The organism is Rhodococcus sp. ACT016, assembly GCF_050477185.1.
Lineage (GTDB): Bacteria > Actinomycetota > Actinomycetes > Mycobacteriales > Mycobacteriaceae > Prescottella.
Genome location: NZ_JBEAET010000001.1, coordinates 4,602,367 through 4,613,526, shown reverse-complemented (window position 1 = coordinate 4,613,526; position 11,160 = coordinate 4,602,367). Strand labels below are relative to the sequence as shown.

The 11,160-nt window shown below is 69.0% G+C and carries 11 protein-coding genes; 9 read left to right on the top strand and 2 right to left on the bottom strand.

The window, feature by feature from the left end:
- Window positions 1–45 precede the first annotated feature (45 nt).
- Both ACQ5DX_RS21205 and ACQ5DX_RS21200 read left to right on the top strand, forming a co-directional pair.
- A complete protein-coding gene (locus ACQ5DX_RS21205; RefSeq protein WP_430334451.1) occupies window positions 46–522 on the top strand; it encodes a hypothetical protein in 477 nt (158 codons plus the stop codon).
- A gap of 87 nt (window positions 523–609) precedes the next feature.
- Entirely contained in the window at window positions 610–1,506 is an 897-nt protein-coding gene (locus ACQ5DX_RS21200) for an MBL fold metallo-hydrolase (RefSeq protein ID WP_430334450.1), read from the top strand.
- On the opposite strand, the gene ACQ5DX_RS21195 is transcribed toward ACQ5DX_RS21200, so the two are convergent.
- Window positions 1,489–3,099: an AMP-binding protein gene (locus ACQ5DX_RS21195; RefSeq protein ID WP_430334449.1), complete on the bottom strand. Its 1,611-nt coding sequence runs from the start codon at window positions 3,097–3,099 to the stop codon at window positions 1,489–1,491. The genes ACQ5DX_RS21200 and ACQ5DX_RS21195 overlap by 18 nt on opposite strands.
- 154 nt (window positions 3,100–3,253) lie before the next feature.
- Between ACQ5DX_RS21195 and ACQ5DX_RS21190 the strand changes: the two genes are divergently transcribed.
- Window positions 3,254–4,105: a response regulator transcription factor gene (locus ACQ5DX_RS21190; RefSeq protein ID WP_430334448.1), complete on the top strand. Its 852-nt coding sequence runs from the start codon at window positions 3,254–3,256 to the stop codon at window positions 4,103–4,105.
- Here the strand turns inward: ACQ5DX_RS21190 and ACQ5DX_RS21185 are convergent.
- The gene (locus tag ACQ5DX_RS21185; protein WP_430334447.1) at window positions 4,095–5,366 is read right to left on the bottom strand and encodes an MFS transporter; all 1,272 of its coding nucleotides are present in this window, start codon (window positions 5,364–5,366) and stop codon (window positions 4,095–4,097) included. The genes ACQ5DX_RS21190 and ACQ5DX_RS21185 overlap by 11 nt on opposite strands.
- A gap of 75 nt (window positions 5,367–5,441) precedes the next feature.
- Between ACQ5DX_RS21185 and ACQ5DX_RS21180 the strand changes: the two genes are divergently transcribed.
- From ACQ5DX_RS21180 to ligD, 6 genes are all read left to right on the top strand, one after another.
- Window positions 5,442–6,149 carry a FadR/GntR family transcriptional regulator gene (locus ACQ5DX_RS21180; protein WP_430334446.1) on the top strand — a complete coding sequence of 236 codons (708 nt, stop codon included), beginning with the start codon at window positions 5,442–5,444 and terminating at the stop codon, window positions 6,147–6,149.
- Between the two features lie 44 nt (window positions 6,150–6,193).
- Window positions 6,194–6,721 carry a gamma carbonic anhydrase family protein gene (locus tag ACQ5DX_RS21175; RefSeq protein ID WP_430334445.1) on the top strand — a complete coding sequence of 176 codons (528 nt, stop codon included), beginning with the start codon at window positions 6,194–6,196 and terminating at the stop codon, window positions 6,719–6,721.
- Window positions 6,722–6,961: 240 nt separating this feature from the next.
- Window positions 6,962–8,110, top strand: a complete 1,149-nt coding sequence (locus ACQ5DX_RS21170; RefSeq protein ID WP_430334444.1) for a magnesium and cobalt transport protein CorA — start codon at window positions 6,962–6,964, stop codon at window positions 8,108–8,110.
- A 223-nt stretch (window positions 8,111–8,333) separates the two neighbouring features.
- The gene (locus tag ACQ5DX_RS21165) at window positions 8,334–8,861 is read left to right on the top strand and encodes an OsmC family protein (RefSeq protein WP_430334443.1); all 528 of its coding nucleotides are present in this window, start codon (window positions 8,334–8,336) and stop codon (window positions 8,859–8,861) included.
- A gap of 83 nt (window positions 8,862–8,944) precedes the next feature.
- The gene (locus tag ACQ5DX_RS21160; RefSeq protein WP_430334442.1) at window positions 8,945–10,018 is read left to right on the top strand and encodes an ATP-dependent DNA ligase; all 1,074 of its coding nucleotides are present in this window, start codon (window positions 8,945–8,947) and stop codon (window positions 10,016–10,018) included.
- Between the two features lie 3 nt (window positions 10,019–10,021).
- Entirely contained in the window at window positions 10,022–11,068 is a 1,047-nt protein-coding gene (gene ligD / locus ACQ5DX_RS21155) for a non-homologous end-joining DNA ligase (RefSeq protein ID WP_430334441.1), read from the top strand.
- The last annotated feature ends 92 nt before the right edge of the window (window positions 11,069–11,160 follow it).

The following is an 11,160-nucleotide window of genomic DNA, read 5'->3' as shown; positions in this document are numbered from 1 at the left end:
GTACATCGACAGAACCCGCCCTCACGAGGATCAAGGGGAACCGCAATGTCCACCATCCATTTCAAGCAGAAGACGACCTCGACCCCCGAGCAGTACCTGGCCGCTCTCGTCGACTTCGGTCCCGGTCGCTCGAAGGTGTTCGGCAACAGCACCGACGACTACCTCGTCGTGCACCATCAGGGCACCACCGACGCCGACGTCACGGAGGGCTCGAGCGGAATCTGGGAGCGCCTGCACTACGACTGGTCCGATCCGCACCGCGTGGTCATGACGACCACCGACTCCAACATCTGGGGCGGCGCCTCCGGCGACGTCTACTCGCTCACCCCGATGCCCGACGGAACGACCGAAGTGGACGCCGTCGTGGTTCGCGAGGGGAAGAACTTTCGGGGGCGGTTTCTCGGTGCCGTTCTCGGTAGCGTCGGAAAGGGTGTCCTGCGAAAGTCGTTCGTGAAGAGCGTGAAGGCGGTCGAAGCCCAGAATACCGGCGGTACGGGCCCCTCACCTCGAGCGGAGAACTGAGCGTCTCGATGAATTGCAACACCCGTTCGACCGCAACCGGGGCGCAGTCCGTACGAGCTGTGCCCCGACGGAAAGGCATGTGCGACCATGAACTCGACCGGCCGGCTCGGCTACGACGTCTTCGTCAACGACGCACCCGCGCAGAACAACGGGCTACTTCCCAACGGTGAGCCCAAGAGGTTCTCTCCCGTCGCCGCCACCCTCGTCTACGGTGCCGAGGACGCGGTTCTCACCGATCCCGGATTCACGACGGATCATGCTCGGGCGCTCGGCGATTGGGTCGAGGGGAAGAGTCGGAACGTCACGGACATCTTCATCACCCACGGCCACGGCGATCACTGGTTCGCCGCCGAAATACTGGCACGACGGTTCGGCGCGCGTGTCGTCGCCACCGCGGGAACCATCGAGCAGATGCACGCCAACATCGCGTCCCGGCCGCAGCTGTGGGACAAGGTGTACCCGAACATCCCGCCGACCTCCGTAACGGCGGAGACGTTGCCGGGTAACCGCTTCACTCTCGAGGGACACGATCTGGAGATCGTCGAGGTCGGCCATTCCGGCACCGACGACACCAGCGTCCTGAACGTCCCCGACCTCGGGCTCGTCGTCGCCGGCGATGTGATCTACAACGGCGTCCACCAGTACCTCGGGGAAGGCGCGGTCGTCGGCGGGTTCGGGCCCTGGCGGGGCGCGATCGAGAAGGTCGAGGCGTTGGAGCCCCGGCGAATCGTGTGCGGACACCAGAACCGGGACCTCGACGACGATGCCGAGCGCACCATCGCGGGCACGCGGCGATACCTCGACGTCGCCGACGAGATGCTGCAGACCCGGCCCACCGCCGTCGACTTCTTCGACGCGATGATCGAGCGGTACCCCGACTATCTGGGGCGAACGGTGCTGTGGGCCGGAGCGAGCGCGCTCTACAGCGTGCGCGAACACCCCGAAGGCGACGTCGGCCGGATCGTGTCAGCCGGTTGGCTGTGAGCGCCGCAGTTCGAACTTGAGCACCTTGCCGGTCGGGGTGCGCGGCAGGTCGAGGGGGAAGACGACCTCGTCGGGCACCTTGAACCCGGCCAGGAGTGAGCGCGTGTGCGCGACGATCTCCTCGGCGGTCACCGACATGCCGGGCTTGACGATGACGAACGCCTTCGGGCGCTCACCCCACTTCTCGTGCGGCACACCGACGACCGCGACGTCGAGGACCGCGGGATGGGAGATGATCGCCTGCTCCACCTCGACCGTCGAGATGTTCTCGCCGCCCGAGATGATGATGTCCTTGGCGCGGTCCTTGAGCTGGATGTAGCCGTCGGCGTGCATCACACCCAGGTCGCCGGTGTGGAACCAGCCGCCCGCGAACGCCTGCGCGGTGGCCTCCGGATCGCGGAAGTACCCGAGCATGACGTTGTTGCCGCGCAGGACGATCTCGCCCATCGTCCGGCCGTCGGCGGGCACGTCGGCCATGTTCTCGTCGACGACGCGCGCGTTCTCGGCCTGCAGCATGCCCACGCCCTGACGGGAGATCAGTGCGGCGCGCTCCTCGGGGGTGCGGTCGTTCCACGACTCCTGGTACTCACAGATCGTGTACGGCCCGTACACCTCGGTGAGCCCGTACACGTGCACGACGGTGATGCCGAGCGCCTCGAGCTGGCCGATGACGGTCGGCGACGGGGGAGCGCCGGCGGTCGTGATGCGCAGCGAATCGACGGGGTGGGCCCGGTCGGCGCCGGCGATGGTCGTGCAGACCGCCGGGGCGCCACACAGATTCGTGATATCGAGATCGTCGATCGCGTCCCAGACCGCGTCGGCGCGCACGGCCCGCAGGCACACGTGGGTGCCGGCGGCCGCGGTCACGGCCCACGGGGTGCACCAGCCGTTGCAGTGGAACATCGGGAGCGTCCACAGGTACTTGGTGGTGCCGTCGAACCCGTTGTGGAAGGTCTCGCCGAGCGAGTTCAGGTACGCGCCGCGGTGGGTGTACATGACCCCCTTGGGCTTTCCGGTGGTGCCGGAGGTGTAGTTGATGGCGATCACCTGCTGCTCGTCGTCCACACCCCAGTGCAGTGGCTCCTCGTCGAGCCCGTCCCGGCTGCGCAGGAACTCGTCGTAGACGCCGGTGACCACACCGGCGGGGACGTCGGGGCGCGGAATCGTCGAGTCCGGCACCTCGATGATCTCCGCGACGGAGCCGACGTTCTCCCGCACGGTGCGCACCGAGTCGACCAACTCGGAGTCCACGAAGAGGATCTTCACGCCCGCATGGTCGAGGATGTACTCGAGTTCGGGACCGACCAGGCGCGAGTTGAGTGCCACCAGCACGCCGCCGGCGAGCGGGACCGCGAAGTGCGCCATCAGCATCTCGGGGGTGTTGGGGCACAGGTACGCGATCCGGTCGCCGGGCTCGATGCGGTCCCGCAGTACCCGCGCGAGCTGCGCCACCTCGTCCGCGAACTCGCGGTAGGTGTAGCGGCGGTCCCCGTGGATGATCGCCGTCTTGTCGGGGAACACCGCCGCCGAGCGGTCCAGGAAACGCAGCGGGCTGAGCGGGGTGTGGTTCGCCGAGGCGGACAGTTGGGACACGAGTACCTCCGTGGTGAGTGCACGTGACGGGCGTTACATTCCGTCGCAGTCGACGCTATGGGTCACGCGCGAGCGCCCGCTACCCTCTGAAGTGGGTACCCGCGGTGGGTGCCCCCGACCCGTGACGATCCGGCCCGATGCATCGAACGAACAGATGACCGACACCCTGAGACCCAGCGACGACGACGCGATCCGCGCGGAACTGCGACATCTGCGCACCAGCACGTCGGTGCCGGTGCTGTTCGGGGGCATGGTCGACGGGCCCAGCCTGCGGTTGTCCGGCTTCGTCGGCACCCGCGGCACGATGCTGCGGGACCTCGTGATCGACACCGCGTGCGGGCTCGGTGGTCGGGTGATGGCCGAACAGCGTCCCGGCGCCGTCCAGGACTATGCGAACTCGCGACACATCACGCACGACTACGACCACGAGGTCGCGAGCGAGGGGATCGAGTCGCTCCTCGCCGCCCCGGTCGTGGTGCGCGGGAAGACGCGGGCGGCGGTGTACGGCGGGCTGCGGGCGAACCTGCCCATCGGCGATGTCGTCGCGGAGGCCGTGATGCGCTCCGCGCGCAAGCTCGCCCACGAGATCGAGGTCCGGGACGAGGTGGACCGCCGGATCGTGATGATCGAGAACGCGCGCACCGAACCCGCTGCTCCCCGGGATCCGCGGGTGGCGGAGGGGATCGTCGAAAGCTATCTCGCGTTGCGTTCGATCGCCGACCGGCTCGACGACGCGGACCTCACCGCCGAGGTCGAGGCGGTCGGGCGGAAGCTGCGCGGCCTGACCACCGGCGCGTCGACGCCGGCGAAGGTGTCGCTGTCGGCCCGCGAGTTCGAGGTGCTCGTGCACGTCTCGCTCGGCTGCCGCAACGCCGAGATCGCCGAGCGACTCGGGCTGCGGGTCGACACGATCAAGAGCTACATGCGCAACATCATGACCAAGCTCGAGGCCCACAGCCGACACGAGGCGGTGGTCGAGGCGCGCCGGCAGGGACTCATTCCCTGACGATGTCCGAGGTTCGAGCTCGTCGGGTCGTATTGAGCACCAGCGCGATCAGGCAGGCCAGCGCGGTCGCCGCCGCGAACTCGGCGATCGCGGCCGACGTTCCCTGATAGGTCATGAGGAGTCCGGCCGCGACGGCCGGCACACCCGTTCCGACGTAGGTGAGCGTGAAGAAGGCGGCGAGCACGGCGCCGCCGGCATCGCGTGCTCGGGTCGCGATCGCGGTGCCGACTCGCTGCATGCCGCCCGCGAACGCGAAGCCGTGCCCGACGCCGACGGCGACGGCCACGACGAACAGCAACGGCAGACTGCGCACCCGGTCGACGACGAACACGCCGACCATCCCGGCGAACATCGAGCCGAGTCCGATCCGCTGCGCGACAACCGGATCCAGCCCGCGCATGCTCAGCTGGGTCACCACCGAACACGACATCACCAGTGCCGCCGTCCCGGCGCCGATCAACAGGTTCGAGACACCGAGCATCTCCGAGATCCACGACGGCACCACCGACTGGAACAGCCCGACGGCCGCCCAGGCGACCGCGGACGGGAACGTCGCCAGCAGGAACACCCTGCGGATGTCGCGGGGGATGCGGGGCAGTTCGATCAGGCGGCCACCGGTGGTCCGCGTCGCGCCGGTCGGTTTCGGCAGCAGGATCATCGCGACGACGCCCGGGAGGAGGGCCACCGCGAACAGTGCGTAGGGGAGCACCGTCGGATACGGGAGGTACTCCGCGACGGCGCCCGCGAACAGCGGCCCCAGCGCCGCGCCCAACGCGGTGCTCGCGGTCGCGGCCCGTGCCGCGCGGACCGGGTTGCGCGCCGGGACGTGCTCGAGCAGCGCCGCGGTCCCGGCGGCGGAGCAGGCGCCCACCGAGATTCCCTGAAGGATCCGTCCGGCGAACAACCACGCGGTCGAATGAGCCGCCGCGAGGACGGCCGCGCCGACGACGCCCGCGAGGAGTGCAGCCATCAGGATCGGGCGTCGTCCGATCCGGTCCGAGAGCGGGCCGAACAGGAAGAGCGTCGGCACCAGGGCCGCCGCGTACACCGCGAAGATCGCCGTCTGCGTGACCGGGCTGAACCCGAATTCCGAGCGGTAGACGCCGTACAGCGCCGTCGGCATGTTCGTGCCCAACAGCAGGATCGTCAGCACGTACCCGATGCCGTGGAAATGCCGGGCCGGCCAGCGCCGGGCGGGCGGTTCGGTGCCGCGGACGACGTGATCGGAAGCTGGTCGCGGTCGGGTCAGGGTCGGGCGCACGAGGTACATCCTACGTAGGACGTCCCATGTAGCCTGGTGCGGGTGGGTAACGGCAGGTCGTGTGAGGATGAACGCGTGACGGTGGTGCAGAAGGAATCGGCGTATCAGCAGGCGCTGGACTGGATGCGCGCCCGGATCGCCTCGGGTGACTGGGCGGTGGGCGAACGCATTCCCATCGAGCCGGAACTGATGGAGCTGCTCGGCGTCGGGCGGAACACCCTCCGGGAGGCCGTCAAGTGCCTCACCTCGACCGGAATCCTCGAGATCCGACGCGGCGCGGGCACCTTCGTGCGCGCCCGCACCGACATCGGTGGACTCCTCACCCGGCAGGTCGCCGTCTCGGAGATGCTGCACGTCTACGAGGTGCGACGGGCCCTCGAACTCGAGGCTGTGCGACTCGCGTGTGTCCGCCGCACCGACGACGACGTCCGTCGCCTGCGTGAGGCGCTGGATCTGCGCAACGAGACCGGGCGCGACGGGGACGGCGCGGCGTTCGCCGACGCCGATCTCGCGTTCCACGTCGCGGTCGTGGCCGCCGCCCACAATCCGGTCCTCGACGAACTGTTCGCCGGCATCTCCGAACCGTTGCGGGCCACGTACGACTTCACCGAGGGCGTCCACGAGCCGGAACTCGGGGCGGCGCACCACCGACACGTCGTCGACGGGATCGAGCGGGGAGACGAATCGCTCGCGACGCAGGGCACGTGCGGCCACCTGGATCTGTTCGTCTCCGGGGTGCACGAACGCCGGGCCGATGCCGAGGGCTCGTCGCAGTCCGGGTAAGAATTCCCGAGAAGTACATTCCGTGGTCGAAAGGTGTTCTCCGCGTGGCAATCTACCGTCTCGGTGACCTCGTTCCCGACATCCATCCCACCGCCTTCGTGCACCCCGATGCCGTGGTCGTGGGCGCCGTCACCATCGGTGCTGAGGCGTCGATCTGGCCGTCGGCGGTGCTGCGGGCCGACTACGGGACCATCAGCGTGGGCGCGCGGACGTCGATCCAGGACGGCACCGTCCTGCACACGTCACGGGACTGGCCCACGGTTGTCGGGGCCGAGTGCGTCGTCGGCCACAACGCGCACATCGAGGGCGCGGTCGTCGAGGACGGGTGCCTGATCGGGTCGATGTCGACGAGCCTGCAGCGAGTGGTGGTGGGCACAGGCAGCCTCGTCGGCGCGACGGCGCTGCTGACCGAGGGGACCGTCGTCCCGCCCCGTTCGCGCGCGCTCGGTGCTCCGGCAACCGTTGTGCCGCACCCGAATCCGGACGCGTTCGCCGACGGGATTCGACGCGGTGTCGCGACCTACGTCGCCAACGCGGCGCGCTACCGGTCCGAGATGGAGCGCATCGACTGACGGCTGCGGTTGTCGCCCCCCGCGCTGTCGGAGTAGGGTGTCGTCGTTCGTGTCGAACTTCGCCCGCGCGGTCGCGGGATTCGAGGAAGAGGAGGTGGGGCTAGCAATGAGTAGCCAACCTCCGAGTACCAGCTGAACTAGGACAATCCACACCATCCGGACTGGGTGGTGTTCGACTGGTGTCCGCACGACCGCAGCGTCTGTTGCCGGCCGCGGACCTTCCCGAAAGCCGTGTTCGCCATGCGTGAGAAGCGCCCCATCCGCTCGATCCTGCCCCGGCGCGCCGCCGGGACCGCCGACGACGTGGTCTCGCCGGAGCACTCGATGGCTCCGCGTCACCCGGCTCCGCCCGCGCCGCGCAGCGTGGTCGAGTCGAGTGTGGTGAACAGTGCCGTCTACCGCGACGGCCGACGCATCGCCTCGCCCGCGACGCTCGCCGAGGCGCTCGAGAGCCTGCCGGACGCCTCGTCGATGGCATGGATCGGCCTGTACCGGCCCGATGACGCGCAACTGCATGCCGCGGCAAAGCAATTCGATCTCCACGAGCTTGCCGTCGAGGACGCGATCGTGGCACACCAGCGACCCAAGCTCGAGCGCTACGGCGACACGCTGTTCGTCGTGCTCCGCGCTGCCCGCTATCTCGACGAGTCGGAGTCGGTCGACTTCGGTGAGCTGCACATCTTCTGCGGTCCGACGTTCGTTCTCACGGTCCGGCACAGCGAGTCACCGGACCTGTCGAACGTTCGAACGCGGATGGAGAGCGACCCCGAACTCCTCAAGCTCGGCCCGGAGGCGGTGCTCTACGCGATCCTCGACGCCGTCGTCGACGGCTACGCGCCGGTCGTCGCGGGCCTGCAGAACGACATCGACGAGATCGAGACCGAGGTGTTCAGCGGCGACCCGATGGTGTCGCGGCGCATCTACGAACTCTCCCGCGAGGTCGTCGAGTTCCAGCGCGCCACCAAGCCGCTGCTCGCCATGCTCAAGGCGCTCTCAGCGGGCTTCGACAAGTACAAGACCGACGAGGAACTGCAGAAGTACCTGCGCGACGTCACCGACCACGCCACCACAGTCGTGGAGCGGGTCGACGGATTCCGTGAGCTGCTCGGCAACATTCTCACCGTCAATGCGACCCTGGTGTCCCAGGCGCAGAACGAGGAGATGCGCAACCTCACCCACGCGAGCTACGCCCAGAACGAGGAGATCAAGAAGGTCTCGTCCTGGGCTGCAATCCTGTTCGCACCCACCCTCATCGGCACCGTCTATGGCATGAACTTCGACAACATGCCCGAGCTGCACTGGGCGGGCGGCTACCCCTTCGCACTGATGCTGATGTTCCTGACCTGCTTCAGCCTCTACACGATCTTCAAGAAGCGCGGCTGGTTGTAGCGGGTGGCACCGGAGTTGATCGGCCGGTTACAGTCACCACTGTGACCGACCTGCGCGCGATCGACTCCGGCGTGCTGCTGACGCGGCGCCGCCATGTCGATTTCGCGCTCGTGTGCACGTCCGGTTGTCCGCGGTCCTGACCGACCCCGATTCGCACGACAACCATTCTCGCTGCGGCGCCCTCGCGCGCCCGGCGACGCACACGACAGGACCGGTATCTCCCATGACCACTGCAGCAGTCACGCATCTCTCCGCGATCGTCGCCGCCACCGGCGACGCCGTCTCCGAGGACCCCACCAAGGCGCACGTCGTCTTCCGCGGCTCGGCGCAGGCCCACGACGCCGTTGCCAGCACCGTCAGGCTCGGCAAGTACTCCGTCGAGGTGGACGAGCCGCCGGCCCTCGGCGGCGAGAACACCGCCCCCAATCCGGTCGAGTACTACCTGGCCTCGCTGCTGTCGTGCCACGTGGTGACGTATCGCTTCTGGGCCGAGCGCCTCGGCATCCGGGTCGATGACATCAAGGCTCGCGCCGAGGGCGACCTCGACGTGCGCGGCTTCTTCGGATTCGACGACTCCGTCCGCCCCGGATTCGGCGAGGTCCGGGTGGTCGTGACGGTGACCGGACCGGAGTCGCGCGAGCGCTACCTGGAACTGCACGCGGCGGCCGAGACGCACTGCCCGGTGCTGGACCTCACGCGGAACCCGACGCCGGTCGTCTCGGTGCTCGAGACCCCCGACGCGAACGCCTGATCGAACCTTCGGCGCTGCCCGCGGGACGCGCGGGCAGCGCCGAAGAGGCGCGAATTCGGTGCCCGGGTGCCACTATGGACCCCGTGGATCTGCCGATCGTGCCGCCGCTGCAACCCATGCTGGCCAAGGCCGCGTCCGGGGTGCCCGAGCAGCCGGCCGGTGAGCCGGTGTGGTCGTACGAGCCCAAGTGGGACGGATTCCGCGCCATCGTGTTCCGGGACGGCGACGACGTGGTGTTCGGCTCGCGGGGCGGCAAGGACCTGGCGCGGTACTTCCCCGAGATGGTCGACGCGGTGCGCGCCGAACTGCCGCCGCGCTGCGTCGTCGACGGCGAACTGGTGGTGCCGCGCGAGATCGGCGGCCGGACCCGGCTGGACTGGGGTTCGCTGTCCGAGCGCATCCACCCGGCCGACAGCCGGGTGCGGTTGCTCGCCGAGCAGACTCCGGCCCAGTTCATCGGCTTCGACCTGCTGGCGCTCGGCGACGACGACTTCACGGCGCGGCCCTTCTCGGAGCGGCGGGAGGCGCTGCTCGGCGCCGTCGGTGGCGGGCCCTCCTGTCACGTCACCGCCGCCACGCTCGAAGCCGAGGTCGCCGAACGCTGGTTCGAGACGTTCGAGGGCGCCGGCCTCGACGGAGTCGTCGCCAAACGGCTCGACGGCCACTACCTGCCGAACAAGCGGGAGATGGTGAAGGTCAAGCACTCCCGCACCGCCGACGTCGTCGCGATCGGGTACCGCCCGCACAAGAGCCAGCCGGGCATCGGCTCGATCCTGTTGGGGCTGTACGACGACGGCGAACTGCACATGGTCGGGGGAGCGTCGGCGTTCACTGCGAAACGCCGTGTCGAACTGCTGGCCGAGCTCGAACCGCTGCGCGTGGGCGACGACGTGGTCGCCGAGGGGGAGCCCACGCGGTGGCGGGCGAGCGCCGACCGCACCTGGGTCCCGCTGCGGCCCGAACGCGTACTCGAGGTGGCGTACGACCAGATGGAGGGCGGGCTCGGCGAGCGCGGCAGCCAGGCGGGCGTCCGGTTCCGGCACGCCGCGCGGTTCCTGCGGTGGCGACCCGACCGGGTCCCGGAGTCGTGCACCTTCGACCAGCTCGAGGTCCCCCTGCGCTACGACCTTGCCGACGTCCTGACGGGAGAGCACTGAATCATGGCGGCCACCAAGCGTTCTCCGGCAGAGGAACTCGACGTCGACGGTGTCGCCGTGCGGCTGTCCAACCCGGACAAGATCTATTACCCGCGGCTCGGTGCCGAGGGTGGCACCAAGCGCGATCTCGTGGAGTACTACCGCAAGGTCGCCACCGGCGGGCAGCTGCTGCGGGCGCTGCGCGACCGCCCGACACACATCCAGCGGTTCCCCGAGGGCGTCGAGGGCGAGGAGATCTACCAGAAGCGGGTGCCGGCCAAACGGCCCGAGCATGTCGGGGCGTGCGAGGTCACGTTCCCTTCGGGCCGCACCGCCGACGTGCTGCGGGTGCGCAGCGCCGCCGACATCGTGTGGGCCGCGAACCTGGGCACAGTCACCTTCCACCCGTGGGCCGTCCGGTGCCCCGACGTCGACCACCCCGACGAACTGCGGATCGACCTCGACCCGCAGCCCGGCACCGACTTCGACGACGCCCGCCGCGTCGCGCTCGACGTCCTGCATCCGCTGCTCGACGAACTGGGGCTGATCGGTTTCCCGAAGACGTCGGGCGGACGCGGCCTGCACGTCTACATCCGGATCGAGCAGCGGTGGGACTTCGTCGAGGTGCGTCGCGCCGGGATCGCACTGTGCCGCGAGGTCGAGCGGCGCAGCGGCGACCGGGCCACGACCAAGTGGTGGAAGGAGGAACGCGGCAAGCGCATCTTCCTCGACTTCAACCAGAATGCGCGCGACAAGACCATCGCGTCGGCCTACTCGGCCCGGCGGACCCCGATCGCGACCGTCTCGACGCCGGTGACCTGGGCGGAACTCGAGTCCGTCGAGCCGGACGACTTCACGATCGCGACGGTCCCGGCCCTGCTCGTGGGTCGCGGTGACCCGATGGCGGCCCTCGACGACGTCGCCCACTCGCTCGACGGCCTGCTCGAGATGGCCGAGCGGGATCTTGCCGCCGGCCTGGGTGATCTGCCGTATCCACCGAACTACCCGAAGATGCCCGGCGAGCCGAAACGCGTGCAGCCGAGTCGCGACCGCGACCGGAAGGAGACCTGAGTCGGTCGCTTGACCAGGTCGGATTCAGGTCTGACTCATCGCGTATGTCTGTTTCGCTCCGCGGCAGCCCCTTCCGGCCTTAGGCTGCGCCA